Source organism: Bradyrhizobium sp. STM 3562, from assembly GCF_045571435.1.
Lineage (GTDB): Bacteria > Pseudomonadota > Alphaproteobacteria > Rhizobiales > Xanthobacteraceae > Bradyrhizobium.
On record NZ_CP120694.1, the window covers coordinates 5,996,402 to 6,019,901 of the forward strand.

14 protein-coding genes and 11 pseudogenes are annotated in these 23,500 nt (G+C 60.5%); 17 read left to right on the forward strand and 8 right to left on the reverse strand.

The window, feature by feature from the left end:
- Nucleotides 1–5 precede the first annotated feature (5 nt).
- Genes tnpC (P6U23_RS27790) through tnpA form a run of 3 tightly spaced genes read right to left on the reverse strand, consistent with a single transcriptional unit; the run spans nucleotide 6 to nucleotide 2,430 of the window.
- On the reverse strand, nucleotides 6–1,565 hold the full coding sequence (gene tnpC, locus P6U23_RS27790; protein ID WP_407175637.1) for an IS66 family transposase: 1,560 nt from the start codon (nucleotides 1,563–1,565) through the stop codon (nucleotides 6–8).
- 44 nt (nucleotides 1,566–1,609) lie between these two features.
- On the reverse strand, nucleotides 1,610–1,963 hold the full coding sequence (gene tnpB, locus P6U23_RS27795; RefSeq protein WP_407175638.1) for an IS66 family insertion sequence element accessory protein TnpB: 354 nt from the start codon (nucleotides 1,961–1,963) through the stop codon (nucleotides 1,610–1,612).
- Entirely contained in the window at nucleotides 1,960–2,430 is a 471-nt protein-coding gene (gene tnpA, locus P6U23_RS27800; RefSeq protein WP_407175639.1) for an IS66-like element accessory protein TnpA, read from the reverse strand. The genes tnpB (P6U23_RS27795) and tnpA overlap by 4 nt, the downstream gene beginning before the upstream one ends.
- Before the next feature lie 153 nt (nucleotides 2,431–2,583).
- Between tnpA and P6U23_RS27805 the strand changes: the two genes are divergently transcribed.
- The 12 genes and pseudogenes from P6U23_RS27805 to P6U23_RS27860 form a co-directional block, all read left to right on the forward strand.
- Nucleotides 2,584–2,733: an IS66 family transposase zinc-finger binding domain-containing protein gene (locus P6U23_RS27805; protein WP_407175640.1), complete on the forward strand. Its 150-nt coding sequence runs from the start codon at nucleotides 2,584–2,586 to the stop codon at nucleotides 2,731–2,733.
- 16 nt (nucleotides 2,734–2,749) lie between these two features.
- Nucleotides 2,750–3,278: pseudogene (locus P6U23_RS27810) on the forward strand (transposase).
- 2,084 nt (nucleotides 3,279–5,362) lie between these two features.
- Nucleotides 5,363–6,346: a RimK family alpha-L-glutamate ligase gene (locus tag P6U23_RS27815; RefSeq protein WP_407175641.1), complete on the forward strand. Its 984-nt coding sequence runs from the start codon at nucleotides 5,363–5,365 to the stop codon at nucleotides 6,344–6,346.
- 572 nt (nucleotides 6,347–6,918) lie between these two features.
- Complete coding sequence (gene tnpB / locus P6U23_RS27820; RefSeq protein ID WP_407181605.1) at nucleotides 6,919–7,053, forward strand: IS66 family insertion sequence element accessory protein TnpB; 135 nt, start codon at nucleotides 6,919–6,921, stop codon at nucleotides 7,051–7,053.
- Between the two features lie 82 nt (nucleotides 7,054–7,135).
- The gene (locus P6U23_RS27825; protein ID WP_407175642.1) at nucleotides 7,136–7,432 is read left to right on the forward strand and encodes a transposase; all 297 of its coding nucleotides are present in this window, start codon (nucleotides 7,136–7,138) and stop codon (nucleotides 7,430–7,432) included.
- A gap of 48 nt (nucleotides 7,433–7,480) precedes the next feature.
- Nucleotides 7,481–7,728 (forward strand): annotated as a pseudogene (gene tnpB, locus P6U23_RS27830) (IS66 family insertion sequence element accessory protein TnpB); the annotation flags it as partial.
- 207 nt (nucleotides 7,729–7,935) lie between these two features.
- Entirely contained in the window at nucleotides 7,936–8,118 is a 183-nt protein-coding gene (gene tnpB / locus P6U23_RS27835; protein ID WP_407181606.1) for an IS66 family insertion sequence element accessory protein TnpB, read from the forward strand.
- A gap of 74 nt (nucleotides 8,119–8,192) precedes the next feature.
- Nucleotides 8,193–8,814: pseudogene (locus P6U23_RS27840) on the forward strand (IS66 family transposase zinc-finger binding domain-containing protein); the annotation flags it as partial.
- Nucleotides 8,815–9,966: 1,152 nt separating this feature from the next.
- A complete protein-coding gene (locus P6U23_RS27845; protein ID WP_407175643.1) occupies nucleotides 9,967–10,323 on the forward strand; it encodes a transposase in 357 nt (118 codons plus the stop codon).
- Entirely contained in the window at nucleotides 10,320–10,640 is a 321-nt protein-coding gene (tnpB, locus tag P6U23_RS27850; RefSeq protein ID WP_407175644.1) for an IS66 family insertion sequence element accessory protein TnpB, read from the forward strand. Before P6U23_RS27845 ends, tnpB (P6U23_RS27850) begins: the two co-directional genes overlap by 4 nt.
- 98 nt (nucleotides 10,641–10,738) lie before the next feature.
- Nucleotides 10,739–12,364: pseudogene (gene tnpC / locus P6U23_RS27855) on the forward strand (IS66 family transposase).
- A gap of 77 nt (nucleotides 12,365–12,441) precedes the next feature.
- A pseudogene (locus tag P6U23_RS27860) lies at nucleotides 12,442–12,862 on the forward strand (transposase); the annotation flags it as partial.
- A 663-nt stretch (nucleotides 12,863–13,525) separates the two neighbouring features.
- Here P6U23_RS27860 and P6U23_RS27865 read toward each other — a convergent pair.
- Nucleotides 13,526–14,314, reverse strand: coding sequence for a class I SAM-dependent methyltransferase (locus tag P6U23_RS27865; RefSeq protein WP_407175645.1), 789 nt, complete (start codon nucleotides 14,312–14,314; stop codon nucleotides 13,526–13,528).
- A 659-nt stretch (nucleotides 14,315–14,973) separates the two neighbouring features.
- Between P6U23_RS27865 and P6U23_RS27870 the strand changes: the two are divergent.
- Both P6U23_RS27870 and P6U23_RS27875 read left to right on the forward strand, forming a co-directional pair.
- Nucleotides 14,974–16,279 (forward strand): annotated as a pseudogene (locus P6U23_RS27870) (IS701 family transposase).
- A 216-nt stretch (nucleotides 16,280–16,495) separates the two neighbouring features.
- Nucleotides 16,496–17,326, forward strand: a pseudogene (locus P6U23_RS27875) (IS5 family transposase); the annotation flags it as partial.
- A gap of 15 nt (nucleotides 17,327–17,341) precedes the next feature.
- On the opposite strand, the gene P6U23_RS27880 reads toward P6U23_RS27875, so the two are convergent.
- Both P6U23_RS27880 and P6U23_RS27885 read right to left on the reverse strand, forming a co-directional pair.
- Nucleotides 17,342–17,686 (reverse strand): hypothetical protein, encoded by a 345-nt coding sequence (locus P6U23_RS27880; protein WP_122402509.1) that lies wholly within the window; start codon nucleotides 17,684–17,686, stop codon nucleotides 17,342–17,344.
- A pseudogene (locus P6U23_RS27885) lies at nucleotides 17,686–17,946 on the reverse strand (transposase); the annotation flags it as partial. The pseudogene P6U23_RS27885 and the gene P6U23_RS27880, both read right to left, overlap by 1 nt.
- An 8-nt stretch (nucleotides 17,947–17,954) precedes the next feature.
- Here P6U23_RS27885 and P6U23_RS27890 point away from each other — a divergent pair.
- Nucleotides 17,955–18,804 (forward strand): annotated as a pseudogene (locus tag P6U23_RS27890) (IS3 family transposase); the annotation flags it as partial.
- A gap of 301 nt (nucleotides 18,805–19,105) precedes the next feature.
- Here P6U23_RS27890 and P6U23_RS27895 read toward each other — a convergent pair.
- A complete protein-coding gene (locus tag P6U23_RS27895) occupies nucleotides 19,106–20,224 on the reverse strand; it encodes an IS630 family transposase (protein WP_407175646.1) in 1,119 nt (372 codons plus the stop codon).
- 91 nt (nucleotides 20,225–20,315) lie between these two features.
- On the opposite strand from P6U23_RS27895, the pseudogene P6U23_RS27900 reads away from it, so the two are divergent.
- Nucleotides 20,316–20,516: pseudogene (locus P6U23_RS27900) on the forward strand (IS110 family transposase); the annotation flags it as partial.
- Between the two features lie 452 nt (nucleotides 20,517–20,968).
- A pseudogene (locus P6U23_RS27905) lies at nucleotides 20,969–21,997 on the forward strand (IS110 family transposase).
- 173 nt (nucleotides 21,998–22,170) lie between these two features.
- Here the strand turns inward: P6U23_RS27905 and P6U23_RS27910 are convergent.
- A complete protein-coding gene (locus tag P6U23_RS27910; protein ID WP_407175647.1) occupies nucleotides 22,171–23,448 on the reverse strand; it encodes an NAD(P)/FAD-dependent oxidoreductase in 1,278 nt (425 codons plus the stop codon).
- Between the last annotated feature and the right edge of the window lie 52 nt (nucleotides 23,449–23,500).

Sequence of the window (23,500 nt, forward strand, 5' to 3'; positions counted from 1 at the left end):
GCGGCTCATGCGGCCACCGGTGCGTTGAGCTCACGGGTAGCCTTCCAGTTCCAGGCCAGAAGCTCGTGCAACTGATGGCTCCTGGTCCGGCCGGAAACGATGCGCTCCAGCACATCGGCCAGATAGGCCTGCGGATCGAGCTCGTGGAGCTTTGCCGTGTTGACCAGCGATGCCAGGATGGCCCAGCTCTCGGCGCCGCCCTCGCTGCCGCTGAACAATGAGTTGCGGCGACCCATTGCAATCGGGCGCATCGAACGCTCGACCGTGTTGGTATCGACCTCGACGCGCCCGTCGTCGAGGAACAGCGTCAGGCCGTCCCAGTGATTGAGCGTATAGTTGATGGCCCCGGCGAGCGGCGACTGCGAGAACAGCTGATCGAGCATCGAGCTCAGTCGCGCCTTGAGCGCCTCCATCAGCGGTGCGGTCCTGGTACGGCGGGCCGCAAGCCGCTGCTCGGCGCTCGAGCCGCGGATCTCGGCCTCGATGGCGTAGACCGCTTGCAGGCGCTCGATCACTTCGTGAGCGAACGGTGACTGCGTCGTCTTGTACACCTCGACGAATTTGCGTCGGGCATGGGCGAGGCAGAAAGCCAGCCGGATCGTGCCGCCATGACCGCGCGCAAGCGCCTTGTAGGCGGCATAGCCGTCCACCTGCAGGATGCCGGAGAAGTCAGTCAGCTGCCCGGCGATCTCGTTGGTGCCGCGGCCGCCGGCGAACACGTAGGCGACCGCCGGCGGCGACGGACCGCCCCATGGTCGATCATCCGTCGCATGCGCCCAGAATTGGCAGGTCCGGGGACGATGCCGTCCGGGATCGAGAACCGGCATCGGTGTCTCGTCGCAGAACAGCCGCGGCGAAGCCTGGATTGTCCGCAGCTGAAGCTCATAGAGGCTTTTGAGCCACCATGCCGCACGCTTCACCCAGCCGGCGAGCGTCGCGCGATCGAGCTGGATGCCGTGGCCGGCCAGGATCTGCACCTGGCGGTAGAGCGGCAGATACCAGGCGAACTTCGAGACCACCACATGGGCCACGAGGGTCGTCGAGGCCATGCCGCCCTCGATCAGGCGCGGTTGCACCTTCGCCTGGACCACGCCGTCGGTGCAGCCGCGGCAGGCATATTTGGGTCGGATCGTGCGCAGCACGCGCAGGATCGCCGGGATCACGTCCAGCACCTCGCTGACGTCCTCGCCGATCCGGTGCAGAAGGCCCCGGCAGCACGGGCATGCCGTCGTGTCCGGCTCGATCACCTGCTCGCAGCGCGGCAGGTGTTTGGGCAGCGCGCCGATGTTACGGCGTGCTTTCTTGCGCGGCTTGCCCAATGACTGCGCTGCGGGAGCGTCGTCGTTGGCTGGTACAGGCAACGTGACGTCGGAGGCGAGATCGTCCAGCTCGAGCGCGAGCTGCTCGGCCACGATCACCGCAAGCCGCTCCGAGCGTTTGCCGAAGATCATCTCCTTCAGCGTCTGCATAGCCAGGCGCAGCTTCTCGTTCTCGGCGTCGAGCGCGAGCACCATCTCGGTGAGAGCCGCCGGATCGGTCGGGAGAGTGTCGGGACGAATCGACATGGTCAAAGACATACATGCACGCGCCAAGGGTTCCAGCCAAATCCTCAGCCGACAACAGCCGGTTGCCTCACAGGCTTTGGCGAGACCCGCGTCCAGTCGAGTCCGTCAAGCAGCATCGCGAGTTGGGTTGCGCTCAGATGCACGACGCCGTCGCGGATTGGCGGCCAAGTGAAACTCCCTTGCTGCAGCCACTTCGTCACCAGCACCATGCCGCTGCCATCCCACGCCAGAAGCTTCACTCTGTCTGCGCGTTTGCTGCGGAATACGAAAACATCGCCGCAATACGGGTTCGCGCGTAGCGCTTCGCTCACCAGCGCCGACAGGGTGTGCACCGATTTGCGGAAGTCGACCGGCTGTGCCGCCACCACGACCTTGAGGTCGGGCCGCAGCGCGATCATCGACCGTCTCTGAGCACCGACAGCACCGTGCAAAGCGTCACAGCATCCGCTCCCGGCTCGACCCGGATGCGTGCCCCGTTCACCTCGATCTCGATCGCACCAGCAGTGTCTGGTCGCGGCACGATTTGCGGCCGTGTCGAGACCGGCGCAGGTCCGACACTGCCGGGCTCGCCTGAAGGTCCGACGCTGTGCTCCGCCTCGATCCGCAACGGCACGAAACTCGGCAGCTTGGCGCCGGACGAGGCAAATTGCCGACGCCACGTCGTCAACAACCCGCGCACCACGCCATGGCGTCGCGCCACCTCGGAAATGTTGGCACCCGCCTCGAAGCTCTCGGCAACGATCCGGGCCTTCTCCTCCGCTGTCCAATGCCGCCGCCGGCGCTGACCCGTGATCACCTCGACACGACGATAGGAGCCGCCTTCATGCCTGGCATCAAGCATGGCTTCATGCATGGCATCTGCCATAGCCCACCTCCAAAAAACAGTTCATGCCTAGCTGTATCGCAGCCCAATCGCGCGATGCCCAGGTGGGGGGCTCGTGCCGCTTACGCTCATTTGCCGCGCGTCCATTTGACGAGCGAGCCGGAAGACACCGGCTGCCCCTGCTGTCAGGTGCCAATGCATGCGATCGGCGAGGAGACTTCGCAGCGGTTGGATGTGATCCCGGCGCAGTTCCGAGTCCTGGTGACGCACCGTGTCAAATACGCCTGCAGGGCTTGTGAGCAGGCGGTGCAACGGGCCGGCGCCCGCGCGGCTGATCAAGGGTAGGCTGCGGATGGAAGCGATGGTGGCTTCCCTGCTGGCAGTTGCCGCTCTATTGGCGAGCCCAGATGCTGGTCGCGCAGGGTCTCGACATCAAGCGGGCCATACTGGCGTTCTGGGTCGCTATACCGCCGCCGAGCTTAAGGCTGTCTATCTTCGCTTGCGCCAGCTCATCCTGGCCTCCGCCAAGGTGACGGTCGATGAGACGATTGCACCCATGCTCGATTCCGGCCGTGGCAGCACCAAGCAGGGCTGCTTTTGGGCGGTTGCCCGTGACGATCGCCCCCGGCGTGGGATCGATCCGCCGGCGATCGCTTTTGCCCCCGGCACGGCGCGGTTCACGGGCTCAAGCTGCTCGAGGGCTATCCGGCATCTCGCAGTGCGACGACTACGCCGCCTACAAGAAGATTGCTGCCACCCCGGGGGGCCAGGCCGTTACACTCGCCGTCTGCAGGACGCATCTGCGCCGCCAGTTCTACGACAGCGCCAGGGGACGACGCGCCGATCGCGAGCGAAGCGCTGGAGCGGATTGCGGCGCTCTATGCAATTGAGAAGACGATCCGCCGGGCGCCGCGTGCGCCAGGACCAGAGCAAGTCGCTGGTGCCATCGCTCAAAATCTGGCTCAAACAACAGCTTGCGTACGTCTCCGCTAAGGCGAAAATCGCTGAGGAGATCCCTTAGGGCCTGAACCACTGGGATGGGCTGACCCGCTTTCCGGACGATAGCCGCATCGAGCTCGATACCAACGTCGTCGAGCGCGCTCGTCGCCGGCGACGATCACAGAGCAGAGAACTGGGCCCGCATTGCTTGCTCATCGAGACCCGCAAGCTAACAGGCGTCGATCCGCAGGCCTATCTCTCCGAGTGCTGGCCCGCCGCTCGCATCAACGAACTCATGCGGTGGGCTGGGGCGCAAAATTCGGCCGCTAAACTCACCGGCTGACGCCTTCCGGCGGGAAATCAGGCCCTCGGCGATGCGCGGCCAGAGGCCGGCTAACCAACTCTCTAGCCAGGACGGCAGTCGACATCAAACGCATCTTATTCCAGGCTATTGATCTTCTGCGCATCGCGAGATGCGATCTCGAGTTTATCGATGAGCACAAGCGGCGGGCCGCGGAGCTTCTAGGGTCGAGTGGTCGCTGATCTGGTCGGTTGAAGGATGGATGGGGTCTCCGATGGCTCTCCAGCGACTTGCTTGCCCAAGGTTGAGCAATGAGCGGAACTCCGGGTCGAGCATTTTTTTGCGCTCATCACCGACAAGAAGATCAGGCCCGGAATCTACCGCAGCGTACCCGGCCTGAGGGCCGACATTGCCTCCTCCATCGAACGACAAGGCCGAGCGCCAGCCCTTCCGGTGGACCAAATCCGCCGATGACATCGTTGCTTCCACCGAGCGCTTTGCGTTTACATGTTCCAGTAACCCCACCCGATGTTGCAAACTTCTAGTTCGGGACGCTAGCTTGAACTCGTCTTGTCCGCCTTGACGATGGTAGCCCAGCAGCAATGCCCAAAGGTAAGATTGATTCATCTCTCCAATCCCGGATGCAGTACGCGTCGCCGCACCGTCGCACGGCCCTGTCGGCCGCCGGTATCGCCGCATCAATGAGCCGCAAAACAAGTGCTACGACAATGCCCTATGGAGAGCTTCTTCCATATCCTGATGGCCGGGCTCGTCCATCATCGCCAATACAACACCCTAGGCCCAGCGTGATGTCTTAGCGGTCATCGAGGGCTTGTAAATCGAACTCGGCTCCATTCCGCCATCGGATATACTGTCTTGATCGACATGGAGCAAAAAGACAGATCAAACCGGTGCGGGTCTTTGAGGCGAAGGTCAAGTTGTACGGCACATAGTCGGATTCCTGAGGAACTTCAGGTATTAAGGGTGCAGAACGCACCTGCAAGGCCGAGGTGATCGTCGTGTCACGAACTCTCGCCCTGAAGCGCGCGCGTTCAGAAAGCCTTCCAGCTCGAGCGGCTCTCCTGGTTGGCGCAACGCGAGCACCTGGCGCGCTTCAAAATCGAGGCCAAAGGATTGATGCGCTGCTGAGACCCGCCGACAGATGTTTGACTAGATCGATCACGCTGTGCTGGCAGCCGCTGCCGGCGGGCGTTCCAACGTGCAGAGAGCCTCAAGCTGAGGGATCCGCCGAGCCGCGCGCGACAATTCGAGACGTTGTGTGAAGCCGGCGTGCCGATCGGCGTCATTCGGCTTGGCGCTCTGCAGAATCGTGGCGGTCCGGCCAGGCTGGCTGCTCGAGTTGAGGCGGTGTTTTGCAACGGCAAGGGACCTTCCTTGCAGTCCATGTTCCCCTTTCAACAACGACAAGTGTCATGTCCGGTTCAAAACAGATCAGATTTTTCGCGGGACAGCGAGTTTTCAAAATATAATCAGTATGTTACGCGATAAGGATAAGGCTGGCACAGCGATTGCTGTAGGGAGCTGCAACGCTGAGTGATGCTATAGTTAGATCCCGACCCTCACACCGGCCGCAGATCGTCGCGATTAGCGCTGATGTCGACGTGATCGCCTGGACCGTGCCACTTCATAACGAAGGGAGGATACCGCTCTCGACCTATCAAAGCTCTGACGTGCAGCTAATCGCCCCTTGGCAATCTATGTAGGAGAAACGTGATGCGACTGCTGATACTCATAAACAGTCTCGATTGCTTAGGTGAAAATGATGCAGCTCTTAGCAGTGCATTCCGTGGCCTCGGTTGGGAAGTGATTCTCGGAGAGATCAATACTATTGCCGCAGATGACTACCGGTATTTCACACGAGGAGTGCTAGTAACTGAATCGTACTCTCCCGGTTCCGTCGCAGCTGGGGCTCGACAGTCATATCTTCTTGACGAATGCCAACTGATCTGGGTCCTAGGTTCGCCGCAGCCTCGCGTGTACCGAGATGTCTGGCGAATGCTGTGGCTAGCTTCCCAGCAGACGCGCTTTGTCAACAGTATTGAAGGGTTGGTGTTTCTAAATAGCAAGCATGCAATGGGCTATCTCGTCCCAAGAGAGAACCGAGCTTGCTCATACGTATCGAATGATTTCTCGTCGCTATGGGAGCGTTATCAGCAAGACCCGAGTCAGTCGTGGGTGGCCAAGCCGCCAAATTCCGGTTGCGGGCAAAACGTCTTCTTACTTCCTCAGAACGGACCAAACGTTCGAGCAATCCTCCAATGTCTTACCGGAAACACTGTCGCGCAAAGCGAGATGGACTATGGCGGACTAGGCGGCTTCAAAGCTGATTATGCAATTCTTCAGAAGTTCATCCCGGAGGTCGCGCAGGGCGAAAAGCGCATCGTCGTTACTTGTGGGAAGGTTGTTGCGTGGCATGGCCGGCAAGGCCATCCAAGTGATCACAGATCAAATATAACACAAGGAGGAAGGGCGATCCAAGTCGATCTCAATACAAATGAAGTGGCCCTTGCTGAGTTGATTGGCCAAAAGCTGATGGCACATGGGATCAATTTCGGTGCGATGGACATGGCTTATCCGTATATCATTGAGTTCGATCTTGGTTTTCCTGGCGGGCTATGGGACGCGAAGCTAGTTTCTGGGGTGGATCGCTCGCATCAGGTTGCGGAGCTAATCATTGCTCGGTTCAAGCAGCATTGATCTTCATGATACGACAGAGCTATCTGATACAGTTCGCCCGTATCGAAAAGATGCGTCATAATCTCAAACAGACGAACAAATAACCTCGGCCGAGAAGTCGTGCCGAGCGACCACAGGACGGGGCGGCGTTCGATGGTAGGTGCTTTGTACGGCAAAGCCCCATTTCTGTCGGAAGCCGTTCTATGGAAGCCATAAGTATCCGAGCTAACGCATGATGTTCGGGTACGCTAAATCGTCGTGCGTGAAGAATTGGCGAGCCATCGAGCGAGAGTCGATTTTCCGGACGAAAGAGATTTTGAGATTGCAAGCTTTGGAGGTCGGTCGCTACCGACGCCTGCAATTTGATTTACGGGATTCCCTCCGATCGCCCCGGCATGATTCGGTGGTTCGCAGGGAGGGGACCACGCGACCGAAGAAGCCGGAAACGACGATAGGGGACCTGTTTTCGGGCAAGGCTCCAGTGATCGAGATTGCCATTGGCAAGGTCGTGCGTGCCGGCGTGGACGTCTACGAGGCCACTTGTAGCGGTCATCCGGGGCGGTCCATTCGGCACGATTCCCCCTGGTGTGAAGGTGTACCTGGCCAGCCATCCAGTCGATTTCCGCAAGGGTATCGATGGGCTTGTTGCGCTGGTGCGCGATGCGGGCTCAGATCCGTTTGACGGTGCGCTTTATGTAAGCGGCAAGGAGACCCGGCGGATTGGGTGAGCGATCGGCTATGGGCTGCTGAGTTTGTAAGCCGATGTGAGCTTCTATGTCTGCGCCTAGTTCTGGAACTAGAACCTTCCATATGATCGAAGCGGTCGCCGACCGTCTTGAGGGAGCGCCGCGGCAGCTTCGTCGACGTTGGTCGGACGAGTTCAAAGCCCAAGTTGTGACAGAGGCGCTGGAGCCTGGCGCCAGCGTATCGGCGATCGCCCGCCGGATCGGCATTCACCCGTCGCAGCTGTTCACCTGGCGACGTGATGCTCGGGCCGAGCGGCATTATCGCTCGCGGCCCTTCGAGTTGCGAGGGCGTGGCGGCATCTGTGGCAGGCGCAGTGATCGAGATTGCCATTGGCGAGGTCGTCGTGCGTGCCGGCGTTGATGTCGACGAGGCGCACTTGCAGCGGGTGATCCGGGCGGTCCGTTCGGCATGATTCCCGCTGGTGTGAAGGTGTTCCTCGCCAGCCATCCAATCGACTTCCGCAAGGGTATCGATGGCCTTGTTGCGCTGGTGCGCGATGCCGGTTCAGATCCGTTCGACGGTGCGCTTTATGTGTTCCGGGCCAAAGAGTCGATAGAATAAAGATCGTATGGTGGGACGGCTCCGGCGTGTGCCTCTATTTAAAACGGCTTGAGAAGGCGAAGTTCTGCTGGCCGCGGATCGGGCATCATCGGGTGCAGCTTAATCCTGCGCAGTTGATGGCCCTGGTGGATGGGATGGACTGGAAGCGGGTCCGGACCGCGGCGGTCAAGCCGCCGGAGATTGTTGGGGAAAAGCACTGCGGCGACGCGCTTATGCCATGGAACTACGCCGCCTGTGGCCTCAACTTGCCGCTTACCGCTTTATGTCTTCCGGGCCAAAAGAGCCGACAGAATAGAGATTTTATGGTGGGATGGCTCCGGCGTGGCCTCTATTTAAAACGGCTTGAGAAGGCGAAGTTCTGCTGGCCGCGGATCGGACATCATCGGGTGCAGCTGAATCCTGGGCAGTTGATGGCCCTGGTGGATGGGATAAACTGGAAGCGGGTCCGGACCGCGGCGCTCAAACCGCCGGAGATTGTTGGGTAAAAGCACTGCGGCGAAGTGACTCAGTGAGCTGAAAGGACAAGAGAAGCGCGGCAAAATGTGCTCTGGTCGGGTCAATGACGCCGCCGGATCCAGCCTCCCGAATGACATAGAGACGCTGAAGGCCATGGTACTTGCCATGGCCGAGAAGGCGGCCCTCGCTGATGCTCTGGAGAGAGGTCGCCGATCTCAAGGCCTGCAACGCCGATGCCGATGCGCGCATCGAGCGGCTGACGCAGATCCTGAAAGCCTTCGACCGCGCTCGGTTCGGCCGACGATCGGAAAAGCTCGGCACTGCGAACGGCGACGATGAACAGCAGCCCTTCGTCTCGAGGAGATCGAGACCGGCATCGCCGCGATCAAGGCCCAGGTCCGCAAGGGCCGCCCGCAAGCGGATGGCAAGCGTGCACAGCGTCGGCGCAAGGGCTTTGCGCCCCATCTGGAACGGATCGAAACTGTCATTGAGCCGGAAGAGCTGGCTGAGCATGCCGGCAAGCAAAAGGTGCTGATCGGCGAGGACGTGTCGGAGCGCCTGGATGTGGTGCCGGCGAAGTTCCGTGTGATCGTCACGCGCCGTCCCAAGTATGCGTTCAGGAACGCGGACGGCGCATCCAGGCCCATATCATTGAAGTACGCATTCCGACGGAAGCGCTTCTAGCCCAGATCGCCGTCGCCAACTATGCCGATGGGCCGCCGCTCGTTGACCGGTTTTAGGCGTAACGTTGATACTGGTGCACGGCGGCCGCCTTGCTCAGTTCTCCATCAGCAACTCTGCGGACCATAGCCTCTCGACCTTTAGGCGTCAGAGGAGCATTCTTATGCGTGTCCATTGGGGTCCCCCCGAATCAATGCGTGTTTGGCGACATCAGCGTTCACGGCCTGGGCCGAATGTGGCGCAGATTGTGCCCATCCCGGGAATGGGCACTAAGCGAGAGGCCACCTCGTCCTGTCTAACCCGCACCCACAGTCCCTCGTTCAGCTCTGCAATCTGCTCCAACAGGCATTCCAGGTGCTTCAACAAACTCTGGCAAAGACCGCGGGCAAGATCGGGCAGGTCCGGATCGTTGCCAGGAGATCATGAAATCGGGGGATATGTCTGTCGCCCTGAGCAACGATTAATCCGTATTCCGCAAGATGTCCGCGCAAAGGATTGATCGTCGATGTGCGCTGTCGACTAGGAGATCACGAAGCCTGAATGCCATGGAAGAGGCTTGCTCCTCGGCGCTCTGACTACGACAAAGCGCATCGTTGGTCGAGACGCGGCTTCGGCGATCGCTTCCGCATCCGCGGCATCATTCTTCTGACGCTTAAAAAAGGGTTTCACGTAAGAGGGATGGATCAGCCGGACCTCGTGACCGAATTTTACCGATCTCCCGCGCCCAATAATCCGCGCTAGCGCAGACCTCCATCGCGACCACACAGCTTGGCAACTTGGCGAAAAACTCGAGCAATCTGCTACGGTTGAGCTTCTTGCGCAGAACGGGCCTTCCGTCCTGCCCAGCGCATGGAGCTGGAATACGTTCTTGGCCAAATCCAAACCATTGATGCTAACCTCGTCCACGAATGCCCTCCTTGCTGGGTTGAAACACCACACTTCGGCACAATCGATGCCGTCGGGGGGCGTCCACTCCATCGGCTACGCCCCCTAACAAGCTCGCGCGATCCGATCGCCGCAGTGATGGCATCACATTGGCCGGCTGCTGGTCACACACTCGCCGCGAGTTCTAAGGTAAGCGCGTAGGTCACCCCACGTAGCGGATGATGTTCGATTGTCAGAGAATCTCCTGGTGATTTGTCCGAGGAGTTCATGAGAGCGAACATATGTCTGATAGCAAGAATTTCGAAGTTGTCATGGCTACAGCTGAGCGGCTTTCGGTCAGTCCTGGGCGGAGCTACCGCACCTGGTCGCGGGAGGAGAAGGAATGGATCGTCGGCGAAACGTTTGCACCGGGAGCGAACGTTTCGGCGATCGCGCGCTCCCACGGGCTCGATCCATCGCAGTTGTTTGCGTGGCGACGCAAGGCGCTGGCCTCGGGGCTGGTTGCGCCGGCGTCTGGGGCGCGAGCGCAGGCGGTCAAGTTCGCGCGGTTTGAAGCCGTGGCGGGCGAAATGCTGGAAATTGTCGTCGGCGATGTTGTGGTGCGCATTGGCGGAGAGGTGGAGGCAGAGCGGCTTGCCACCGTGATCCGGGCGGTTCGGCAGGCATGATCCCGGCGGGTGTTCAGGTTTATGTGGCCAGCACGCCGGTCGACTTCCGCAAGGGAGCGATGGGGCTGATGGCGCTGGTGCGGGATGGTGGCATCGATCCGTTCTCAGGGGCGCTCCAGGTCTTCCGCTCGAAACGAGCGGACAAAATCAAGATCGTGTGGTTTGATGGAACTGGGGTTTGCCTTTTTGCCAAGACGCTTGAGGAAACAAAGTTCTGCTGGCCGAAGATTGCGCCGACCCGAGTGCAGCTGAACCACGCGCAATTGCTTGCTCTGATCGACGGCTGGACTGGACGAAGGTACGTCCGGTGGCGATAAAGCGCCCGGAATCGGTGGGCTGACGAGCTGCGGCGAATTGAATCAGGGTGCTGAAAAGTTTGGGAGATTGGCGGCGACTCTGCTGTGATGGCGGCGATATGACGACGCCTGATGCAGAGCTTCCGACGACCCTTGCCGAAGCCCACGCGCTGATCCTGGCCTTGGCCGCGGAGCGGCAGGCGATCGAAGCCGAGAACAGCCGCATCGCCTCCGAGATTGCAACACTGACTGCGGCCAACGCCGATCTTGCTGCGGTCAACCAGACGGCCGACGCGCGGATCGTGGAGCTGACGGCGATTGTGAAGATGTTGGAGCGCACGCTTTACGGCACGCGCTCGGAACGCTTGCGTAGCGACATGCCGAGCGATGAGCAGATCGCCTTCGTATTTGACGAGATCGCCACCGGCGTGGCGGCCATTGAAGCCGAACTGGCCAAGGCAGGCGGCCCGGACAAGCCGAAACGCGCGCCGCGGCCGCGCAAGGAGTTCGGCGCGCATCTGGAGCGGGTGGAGATCGTCATCGAGCCCGAGGTGCCCCCTGGTTGCGAGGGGTTGGAGAAGGTCCTGATCGGCGAGGACGTGTCGAAGCGCCTGGACGTGACGCCGGCCAAGTTCCGCCTGATTGTGACGCGCCGCCCGAAATACGCGTATCGCACCCGCGATGGCGTGGTTCAGGCGTCAGCGCCGCCGCATCTGATCGAGAGCGGCCTTCCGACCGAAGCGCTTCTCGCCCATATCGCGGTGGCCAAATATGTCGACGGGCTGCCGCTCTACCGGCAAGAGGCGATCTACGCGCGTGACGGCGTCGATCTCGACCGATCATTGATGGCGCAATGGATGGGCAAGGTCGGCTTCGAATTGCAGCCGTTGGCCGACTACGTGCTGGAGAAGATCAAGCAGGGCGAACGGGTCTTCGCCGACGAAACGACCCTGCCGACACTCGCTCCCGGATCCGGCAAGACGCAAACGGCCTGGCTGTGGGCCTAGGCGCGCGACGATCGGCCATTTGGCGGCATCGGTCCACCGATGGTCGCTTATCGCTTCGAGGACAGCCGCAGCGGCGAATGCGTCGAGCGCCATCTGGCGGGCTTTACTGGCATCCTGCAGGTCGACGGCTATCCCGCCTACAATCGGCTCGCCAGGTCAGCGGGTGCCAACGATGAAGTGAGGCTGGCAGCGTGCTTTGCCCACGTCAGGAGACGGTTCTACGAGCTTCACGTCAACGAGAGCTCGCGCCTGGCGACCCAGACCGTCACCACCATGACCGGGCTGTGGGAGATCGAGGCCGACATCCGCGGCCAGGATCCTGAGACGCGGGTGAAAGCGCGCCAGGAAAGGTCCGCCGCGATCGTCGCGGCGCTGTTCGATCTGTGGGACAAGGAGCTGCCGCGCCTGTCGGGCAAATCCAAACTCGCCGAGGCGACCCGCTACGCCACATCCAGACGCGCCGCGCTCGAGCGCTTTCTAAGCGACGGCCGTATCGAGATCGACTCCAACACCGTCGAGCGGGCAATCCGACCGCAAACCATCACAAGAAAAAATGCGCTCTTTGCGGGTAGCCATGGCGGCGGCCGGACCTGGGCGACCATCGCCACGCTTCTGCAGACCGCGAAGATGAATGATGTCGATCCGTACGCCTGGCTCACGCAAACTCTCGAACGGATCGCGCAGGGCTGGCCGATCTCTCAGATCGATGCGCTCATGCCCTGGCACTTCAAAGCCTGAACGACCTCAGCTTCGCGCTTACGTTCTAAGAGCTGCCCGTTGCAGGGCGCTCGAGCGTGGCAACGACGACGCTCGTGCCGACGGCGAAGCTCTGGCAGATCGAAAAGACCGTGCGCAGTCAAAGCGGCCCGACTCCCGCGTTGCCGCGCGCCAGCAAGCCTCGACCGCGCTCGTCTCAGATCTCTTCGATCTCCGGCAGCAGACCTTGGGGCGGATCTTCGACAAATCAAAACTGGCCAAGGCGATCCGCTATGCCGTCTCGCGCCGTGCCATCCTCGAACGCTTTCTGACCGATGGCCGCATCGAGCTCGACTCTAACGTCGTCGAACGCGCCATCAGGCCACAAACGTTTACAAGAAGAGATAGCCTCTTCGCGGGCATCGATGGCGGCGGACGAACCTGGCGACCATCGCTGCACTGCTGCAGGCAGCGAAGATTAACAACGTCGATCCGTTCGCCTGGCCCACCCTAACACTTCAGCGCATCGCCAACGGCTGACCAAGCAGCGAAATCGACGCTCTTATGCCATGGAACCACGCCGCCTGATGGCCTCAGCTTGCCGCTTACAAACGAGAAGCCATGAGGCCGACTCTATCACCGCCCCGGCCGGAGCCGCCTACTCACGATCGTCTAAATTGGGCGCTCATGATTGCGCGAGATCGCTGTGCGGCTCGGCGAGAAGCTGCAGCTTTGGTGGTCGAGAGCTCGAGGGTGTCACACGAGACTGCGCGCTGCGAAGGCGCGATCTCAAGCGGGTTATGGCAAACCACCGTGCAGCCGAAGGCCATCACCCTCCTGCGCGATCGAGCGCGCCTATGGTCGATGGCTATCGCGGCCACAAACTTCATCTCCGGCCAGACGCGGCGCCTTCGGGGTGACCGAATGCGAGTTCCCGCGCTGCCCGTAATTGGTCACATGAACACTGACGGACACCTCGGCTGGTCTCACCTCAAAACGGCCGCGAAGGCCATGCCGCTGCCAGTACCATCTCTCCGGAAATGCTCGGCGAGCGGCTTCGTTCAATCCCGAAAACGATCGCAAGCTTTTGAGGGTTGGCGCCCCAAAATCTTGCAGTTTTAAAATGCCGCTGCATCCGCAAAATCAACTCCCGCCCAGTGGTTTGCCAGGTACTTCATGGCAACTACATACGGCCCTCTGCGCCTAGGGTCTATATCCGACCAATGTCGTGACATGGCCTCGTTCCACGAACGAACCAGATGGTGAATAGGAAAGCAACAACTGACGAATACGTCTCGTAAACTCCTCACGACGAGCTCCAAGAACGTGCGGCGTAGCGAAAGACATTGAGTGGAGATACCCAAGAACGTCATCAACATTGCGGTGACGTTCGAAGTAATGACGAAGCTCTGTGATTTCGCTAAATTCGGAAGCACGAAGGACTTCTCGATCAGAAGCTACCAATGCCGACCGAACTGCTCGACCCGGCGGCAAGCTTCCCTTCCAGAACTCCTCGACGGCGCTCCACATGCCGTCCCGCCAATCTCCAGGTTCTGATTCATCATACTCGCTGTTGACGATTGCAATGCAGCCATCTGGTGTAAGCATTTTTGCTAGCTTTGCCAACACCGTTGGTCGGTCCATCCAGTTGAATGAGTTTGCTATTGTAGCGATATCAAATGACGATGCTGTTTCGATCAGGTCCTCAGATCTTGAGACCAGGAAATCTATGTTCTTGATTCCCAAAATTTCCGCCCTGAGTCTTCCTTCCTGGAGCATTTCGTCGCATGGATCAACGGATAGCACGTTCCCAACCGAGCGCGCCAGGGGAATGCTAAACAATCCCGTGCCTGCCCCAAGATCTAGTGCGCGACTGCTGCCGGCAAGCCTGCAAACGCGAGCTAATGATCGAAAGATTTCGTGTGAAAATGGTGTTATGTGCGTTGCGTAGTACCGCGCGGCGCCACGATATATTTCACCTGCTGCAGTCATACCTGCCTCCGTAGATCCGACCTCAAAGGAAGCGACCACTTAAAGCCGCCAGCGACTGGACGCGAACAACGCCCATCACCGCATTAATTTTCAGCGGTTCATAAATCTTAAGAACAGGCGATACGGCAGGCGATCTGCGCCGAACACCCCAAGCTCTCTTAAATAACAACGCACTCTGGGATCGCGCCGGCGCTCTATTGCGGCGAAGAGGTTGCTTGGAGCAGGCCTGACGAGCGCAGCATCTCCAGCGCCAGAAAGTCGACGCATCGATTAAGGCTGGTCGCGAGGGCAGTTGTTGTCGATCATACATACCGAATGCCATTCAGCGGCAATGGATCAGCGCTGATGCTCATCGATCATTGTCATCGGTTTTCACGTCCGATCAATTACCTACGTTGATAGTTGACTACAGTAAAGATCGTTCAATAAATCAGCCAATCAAGTTCATCTGCTGCATTAGCGCTTGTAGTCTTCCGTTTGTTGTGGTGGCTCCGAGAGCGGTTGCCGGTACTAATACGTGTCACTTGACCCATCTCGAACCGTTCTGCACTGCTGCAGCGACAACGCCCTAGTCTCACTGAGTCAGAGTGTCGCGGCCTTTGCCGAGAAGAATCATATAATTGAGAAGGCTCATCTTTTCGGCACACGGAGAGGCTGAAATGGGCCAGGCAAAATCGGGGGACGTCGCGTCGCGGTTTTCGGCGTATGTTGAGGGTCTTACGAGCGTCATCGGGCACGCGGGTCGAGCTAAACCGCTTCGCGATTACTGCACCGGTCTGATGATGCCTTGCGATCGCAAGAGTGTCGAGCCGATGGCGGCGATCACGGCTCCTGAGCGGACAGGAGCGCAACACCAGTCGTTGTTGCATTTTGTCGGTCAAGGCGACTGGTCGGACCAGCAGGTGTTGACCAAGGTCCGTGAATTAGTGCTGCCGAGCATCGCACGCCACGGACAGATCGAAGCCTGGATCATCGACGATACCGGCTTTCCTAAGAAGGGGCGGCATTCGGTCGGGGTTGCACGGCAATATTGCGGCCAACTGGGTAAGCAAGACAATTGTCAGGTCGCGGTGACCCTTTCGATTGCGAACCATCACGCGAGCCTGCCTGTGGCGTATCGCCTTTATCTACCAAAGGAGTGGGCGACCGACCGTCCGCGTCGGCGCAAAGCCGGTGTGCCCAAGGAGATCACCTTCAAAACCAAGCCGGCCATCGCGCTTGAGCAATTGCGCTGGGCCTGTGCGGCGGGCTTGCCGCGTGGCGTCGTGCTGATGGACGCCGGCTATGGCACTGATACCGATCTGCGTACGAGCATCACAGATCTCGGCTTGAACTATGTGGCCGGCATCCAGCCGCAAACGTCCGTATGGCGCCCTGGCACTGGGCCGCGGGCGCCGAAGAAGTGGTCTGGGAGCGGGCGACCTCCGAAGTTGCTGCGACGTGATGGCAAGTATCAACCGATCTCAGTTAAGAAGCTTGCGCTTGGCCTGCCAATGGATGCTTGGCGCAAGATCACGTGGCGTGAGGGGGCGGCGGAACGCTTATCCTCCCGCTTTGCCCGTGTCCGCATCCGTCCGGCCCATCGAGATTACTGGCTCGCCGAAAGCCGGCCGGAGGAATGGCTGCTGATCGAGTGGCCAGAGGGCGAGGAAGCACCCAGCAAATATTGGTTCTCGACGCTTCCGGCCAACATTGGATTCCGTCAGCTGGTCGACACCGCCAAACTGCGCTGGCGCATTGAGCGCGACTACCACGAACTCAAACAGGAGATCGGCCTTGGCCACTTCGAGGGGGCGAGGCTGGCGCGGCTTCCACCATCACGCAACGCTGTGCATCGCGGCCTACGGATTCCTGGTCTCCGAGCGGGAGACGATTTCCCCCTCAGCAACAGCTTCCACCGGGCTTTTCAAAGAAATTACAATTCCCGAAACTTATCGCCCGAGGGGGGCCGCCATTGCGGCCTGAACGGCACGTTCCAAATTCGATCGCGACCGTTCGGCGAAGATTGAGCGCCGCTCTGGCGTCCACACTATCTCGATGCCCTTGTTGTATCAGGGCAGTCTCAAGTCAAAGTAGCTACCGAAATTTATGACGCAGTAAGACTAGCAGGCTGTTGAAAAAGGCGCTCGCCGCCGACCGGCGACCGTGATTCATTGGTCCGATGAGATTCGGAGATGGTGCGTGCGCGGCGGCGACAATCGAACGGGCGAACTGTTCAGCTACGTCGACCTGGAGGCGCGGGTGCGGCGTAATCATCCGCTGCGAGCGATCCGGACGATTGTGAACGAAGGCCTGTCGGCGCTGGAGCGAGAGTTTGCCGCGCTCTATTCGCCAATTGGGCGGCCGTCGATCCCGCCGGAGAAGCTGCTGCGGGCGATGCTGTTGCAGGCGTTTTATTCGATCCGCTCGGAGCGGCTTCTGATGGAGCGACTGGAATACGACCTGCTGTTCCGCTGGTTCGTCGGAATCGGCGTTGACGACGCAGCCTGGGACCATTCGGTGTTCTCGAAGAACCGCGACCGGCTGCTGGAAGGCGACATCGCGGCCAAGTTCCTGGCGGCGGTGCTGGCGCAGCCCAAGGTGAAGAGGCTTCTGTCGAGCGATCACTTCTCGGTCGACGGTACGCTGATCGAGGCCTGGGCCTCGATGAAGAGCGTCAAGCCGAAGGACAGCTCCGGCGAGCCGCCAGCGCCAGGCGGCGGGCGCAATGCCGAAGCGGACTTCCATGGCCAGAAACGCTCGAATGACACCCATGCTTCAACCACCGATCCGGACGCCAGGCTCTACCGCAAGGGCAAAGGCAAGGAGACGAAGCTGTGCTTCATCGGGCACGGGCTGATGGAGAACCGCCACGGCCTGCTGGTCGACGCCTGCCTGACGCAGGCCGGCGGGCATGCCGAACGGGTGGCCGCGCTGCACATGATCGAGCCTCGTGCCGATCGACCGACAGCGATCACGCTTGGCGCCGACAAAGCCTACGACGCAGAAGACTTCGTCAACGAACTGCGCAGCAGGCTGTTGAAGAACTCAGCCGCGTTCGCAAACGAAGGCTGAATCGTCGCCATTGTGGATGTAGAAGTGGCCGACGAGCCTGCCCGCAGTGCCGATCATAGCCCATCCGCGACCGCAGGACGGATCATTCTCGTCGTGCCCTTCCCATGAGAACTCGGCGCAGGCCGATCCGTCGCGGGCGCCGTAGCGCACGTCCAGGAAGCCCTTGAGAGCCCCAAAGGCGATTTCGCCATCGGACTTGCCCTGGAAGGTGAGATGCGCCTCTTCGGCAAGATCGAGGAACTCGCTGTCCCAGACGTCCATCTCGACGATGCGCCAGCGGCCGACAAAGGCCTTGGCGAAGCCGGGCACCTTGGCCATCAGCCAGTCTCCGCAATCAGCTTGGGCAGCCGCACCAGATTGTAGGCGGCGGCAGCGAAGGTAAAGGCCCATGCGACGCGATCACGGCCACGGAAGCTGGTCTTCTCTTGCCCGGCGACCGTCTTGATCCAGCCGAATGCCTCCTCGATGCGCTTGCGGATGCGCTGACTGATGGCATAGCCGCCGTGCCGGGTCGTTCGTCCGTCAATCGCAGAACTACGGCCGCTGGTGTTCTGTGCAACATGCGGCGTCACGTTCATCGAGCTAGGACGAGAACACGCGGCTGAAGTGGCTGCTGGCGGATGCCATAGTGGACAAAACGAACTGTTTGGAAAGAAGTGGTGACGCCAGCAGCCAAGCGGCAAGCTGTCGCGCATCTCATCGATACCCATGGGATGAACGAACGGCGGGCGTGTAAAGCCATCGGGTATTGCCGCATGATCATCCGATACCAGGCCATCCGGGCGGTGATACCGCCCTGCGCCAACGCATGAGGGCGATCGCCCAGGAGCGCCGTCGGTTCGGCTATCGGCGCCTGCATGTTCTGCTCAAGCGGGAGGGCTATCTGATCAACCACAGAAGCTCTTCCGACTGTACCAGGAAGAGCGGCTCGCGGTTCGTTGCCCCGGCCGCAAGCGCGGCGATTGGACCCGGGGTCGATGAATCTGCCGTTCGTGCCGGACGATCGCTGGTCGCTCGACTTCGTCTCGGACCAGCTCACGGATGGCCGCCGCTTCGGCATCCTGACCGTCGTCGATGATTGCACGCGCGAGTGCCTGGCGCTGGTGGCCGACACCTCGCTCTCGGGCACCCGGATGGCGCGGGAATTGGAGCGGCTGGTCATTGAGCGCGGCAAGGCGAAGATGCTGGTCAGCGATAACGGCAGCGAGTTCACCAGCAACGCCATCCTGACCCTGGGCCGATCAGAGTCGTCTCGCATGACATTACATTGCGCCGAGCAAGCCCATGCAGAACGCCTTCATCGAAACCTTCAACGGGTCGGCTGCGGGATGAGCTGTTGAACGAGAGCTGTTCACGTCGCTGGCTCAGGCCCGCGTCGCACTCGGATTTGGCCGACCGACTACAACAACACACGACGCCAGTCGCAGATCCTATGGGGTGGCGGGTGGTCAGGGGTAAGTTGGGTTTGCGACCACCAACTCACCCTGAGGATCAATCATGCGCGCTAATCACACTGACTCACCCGCCGGAAGGAAGTATGCCACGATTTATGTGGCTTTCGAATTGAGCAAGTCGAAGTGGCAGGCTGGGGATAATGCTCCCGGGCACCGAAAAGCTGAGCCGTTACCGGATTGATGGCGGCGACATGCGACACTGTCTGGTGTGCTTTCGCGGGTTCGAGCGAAGGCAGAGCAGATGGGCAAGCCGGTTCGCGTGCGGTCCTGCTACGAAGCCGGGCTAGTGTCCTGAACCAGAAGTTCGCAACATCTCGTCCTGTTGTGCCGGGGTATTGTAACGGCAGAAGCGCTCGATGGAAGCAAGGATGTCATCGGCGGATTTAGTCCACCGGAACGGCTTGGGATTGGCGTTGTGTCGGTCGATGAACGAAGTGATGTCGGCCCTGAGGGCGGCGACGCTGCGATAGACGCCGCGCCTGATCTTTTTGTCGGTAAGGAGCGCAAAGAAGCGCTCGACCTGATTGAGCCATGACGAACTGGTCGGGGTGAGGTGCACATGCCAACGCGGCCTTTTAGCGAGCCATTTCCGGATCAGCGGGGTCTTGTGCGTGGCGTAGTTATCCACGAGGAGATGGACGTCGAGGTCGCGCGGCACAGCGGCCTCGATCTCGTCCAAGAACTTGCGAAACTCGGCGGCACGATGGCGTCCGTAGCACTTGCCGATGACCCGTCCGGTCGCAATGTCGAGGGCGGCGAACAGCGATGTGGTGCCGTGCCTTTTGTAGTCATGGCTCCTTCGGGCTGGCTGGCCGAGGCGCATCGGCAGCATCGGCTGGCTGCGGTCCAGTGCCTGGATTTGGGACTTCTCATCCACACACAGAACGATAGCGTGCTCTGGCGGCGAGACGTAAAGACCCACGACGTCGCGCACCTTGGCCACGAAGTTCGGATCGCTCGAGAGCTTGAACGTCTCCAGCCGGTGCGGCTGGAGCCCGAAGGCCCGCCAGATGCGTTGTACCGTCGACACCGACAGGCCGCTGGCCTTCGCCATGCCGCGGGAACTCCAATGGGTGGCGTTCTCGGGGCAGTTCTCCAGCGTCCGCACGATCACGGCTTCGATGCGGGCATCATCAATCGTACGCGGCGCTCCGGAGCGCGGCTCGTCATGCAGCCCATCCACGCGCCGCTCCACAAAGCGCCGCCTCCACTTGCCTACGGTCTGCCGGTCCAGCCCCAGCTTGGCTGCCACTTCCGTGTTCTGACCGCCTTCCGCGCAGGTCAGCACGATCCGGGCTCTCAAAGCCAGCGCCTGCGCCGTCTTCCGCCGCATCGTCAGCGACTGCAGTTCGGCACGCTCGTCATCGCTCAATATCAGGGGTGCTAGTTGCTGGGCTGCCATCAGATCCTCCGTCGCTGTTGCAGCCGCCATCTCTGGCACAGCGACGCGAATCTACGGCGAATCTACGATTGCGAACTTGTGACTCGGGACACTAGACGGTCATTGGCTGCATCGCTGGCTGACGAGCAACGGGATCGCCAACTACGAGATCGATGCTTCGAGCATCGAGGTTAACCGAAGAGCGCGGCGAGCCAAGACCGATCGGATCGATCTGGCGCAGCTGATGCGTTCGTTCCTAGCTCATCTGCGCGGCGAGGTGGGCGTCTGTAGCATGGTTCGGGTTCCCACGCCTGCTGGTCACGCGAGTTGTTCGTCTCGCGCTTCAGGTACTATTACGTTCTCCGACTCCTGCCTGTGCATCACTTCCCATTTCGCTTCCGCTTATAGGGTTGCTTGCCCGGTTGCTGGCCGGGACACAGGCAGGTCTCCTGGGGTCACGCATGAATCTTCCGTATCGTGCCGTCAGCAAACACCTTGGTACGATGGGTGAATGAGTAACGCCTTCGCCCCCATAGTGCGGGCTCGACCTCGCCCCATCTTTGGCCAACCTGTTCATCGGTAGGCCGAAGGCTCCGCGCCAGCTCCCGTCGCTCCCACCGCCGAACCGGGCAAATCCAACAGCCGGGGCGAACTCAGGACTGGATAAAACTTGATGTGGTGGAACCGCCCGCTCCAACGCTCCAACAGCATCGAACTGCTAGAACGTGGTCGTTCTTCGAACGCCACAAAGGAGGGACCGTTCCAGTGAAACAGGTTAGCACCATCGGGCTGGATTTGGCCAAGCACGTTGGATGCCGAGGGCTCGCCGGTGTTCAACCGGAAGCTGCGACGCAGCGAAGTTCTGCGTTTTTTCCGCGATGCCTGGTCGGGATGGAAGCCTGCGGTATCGCTCACTATTGGGCGCGCGAGATCGCAGCTCTCGGTCACGAGGTGCGGCTCATTCCGCCGGCTTATGTCAAGCCGTTCGTCAAACGAGGTAAAACGGATGCGGCGGACGCGGAGGCCATCAGCGAAGCGGTGACCCGCAAGACCATGCGTTTCGTGCCGATCAAGACGGCCGAGCAGCAGGCTGCCGCAATGGTGCTGAAGACCCGCGCGCTTCTGGTCCGGCCGCGGACACAAGCGGTCAACGCCCTGCGCGCGCATCTGGCCGAATTGGGCATCATCGCCACCGCCGGCCGGGCAAAGCTCGAGGCGCTGATCGCGATCGTGCGGGACGCAACGGATGCTCGCCTGCCCGCGGCAGCGCGCTTCGCTTTGATGGCTATTGCCGACGAGATCGAAGCCTCAGCCGACCAGATCGACAGGCTCGAGCGCGCAATCATCGCGGAAGCCAAGCGCGACGAGGACATGCGTCGGTTGACCACGATCCCGGGCGTCGGCGCTATTACAGCGGCGACCATCAAGGCGCTTGTGCCGGATCCTGGCGGGTTCAAGTCGGCTCGCCACTTCGCGGCCTGGCTGGGATTGACGCCACGGTCTCATTCAAGCGGAGGCAAAGAGCGGTTGGGGCGGATCTCAAAGATGGGGAATCTGGAACTCCGCTCTCTCCTCGTCGTCGGGGCAACAGCCGTCTTGCGGGTTGCCCGAAACGACGCGCTGAGACGGCCGTGGCTGAGGGCGCTCCTCGCCAGACGGCCCTTCAAGGTTGCAGCGGTCGCGCAGGCCAACAAAACCGCGCGGATCATCTGGGCGCTTCTGAACAAGGGCGGGACGTACCGGCGTCCCGACCCACGAGCCGTTACCGCGGTCGTCGTCCGATCAATGCAGTGACCGCTCAAAGCGGGCGAGTTTGATTTGAATGTCGGCGAGGATTAGCCCGGGAGAATGAGCGTACCCGTCGGACTAAAAACCTCGGTCGAAGCGCGCCGAAGCAGGCGCCCTTCCGTCTCGCAAAGCTCATTCGGAAGTTCGCGCGCAAGCTCACATAGCGAGCGCGGAGGCATTCACCATGCTTCTTTTCCTGCCCACCATTCTTTCCAGGCCAAGCTCAATTTGCCGCCGATAGTCGCAAATGGCTCGGGAGGTATCCGCTTCGGAGACTCGAGATCGGCGAAGATCCGCGTTAGCTCGGAAGTTGTGTGAGTTATCATTTCTGCTACGACAATGCCGTTCGCTGTAGAGTTCGTTGCCCCCACGCCATTACAGCCGACGGCGGCCCATACGCCGCGCTCAACCTCCTCGACCGCCGGAACGCTGTTCCAAGTCAGAGCCATTCCGCCTGCCCAAAGGTATTCCATACCAATTCCTTCCAGGCTGGGGAAACGCAAGCTCAAAATTTTGTCATGCCCGCGGCCCGCGCTGCGCACACTCGCCTCACTAACCGATATGCTCGGGTTATAACTGTAGCGCGAACGGATAAGGACTCGATCGCCCGTTTTCCCCCTGATGCGACGGATCGTCGTGCCTGTATGCAGAGAGGGTGTTGCCCCCCACTCCCGTTCTCCGCCCAACCGGTTCGGCTCGAACTCCCGCGTGAGCGATGCATACGTAAAGACATGCATTAGCTGTCTTTGGAGGAAACCGAAGCTCTGCGCGTGTCCGTTGTTGGCAAGGACGATGCGATCCGCCGAGACTGAACCCGCGGGTGTTTTCACCACCCAGCCTCGTCCGGCCCTCTCGAATGCGACGGCGGGTGAACGTTCGTAAATTCGGACGGGCTCTCGCAGGCTATCAGCGAATGCGCGAATATAGGCTGCCGGCTGAATCACCACCGTGCCTGGCATGAACAGCGCGGAAGTGAAGGCAGAACTGCCTGTGAGCGCTGCCGTCTCGGCAGCACTAAGAAAACGGTGCGCTTCACCGAGACTAGCCAACTCTTGAGCATATTCGACGAGATGACGATCGCTCTTTGGCCCAGTTGCAATGCTGTAGCGTCCGCAAGCATCAAGAATTTCCGGCCCCCACCCATTTTCTTCGGCCATGCTCTTGGCAAGAGCTATCGCGGATCGTTTCTTAAAGATGTCCCGCCTTGCCGGTCCTTGCGGGTCAGTTCCGGCGCCTTTCGATGACAAGTCTCGCGGCAAGTCTATCATAAATCCGGAATTGCGGCCTGCAGCTCCGTGCCCGACATTTGCAGCCTCCAGAATGATGACCCGCAGCCGTCGGTCGATTTGCGAAAGCCGTCGGGCGGCCGCCAGCCCCGCAAATCCTGCGCCCACAATCACGATATCGGCACGGACGGCGCCGATGAGCGGAGGATGTTCCGCTCTCTCGGCTAACATTGCGACCCAGCCAGAAACACCCGTATCGCGAGGAAGCCGTGAGGCCGTAAAG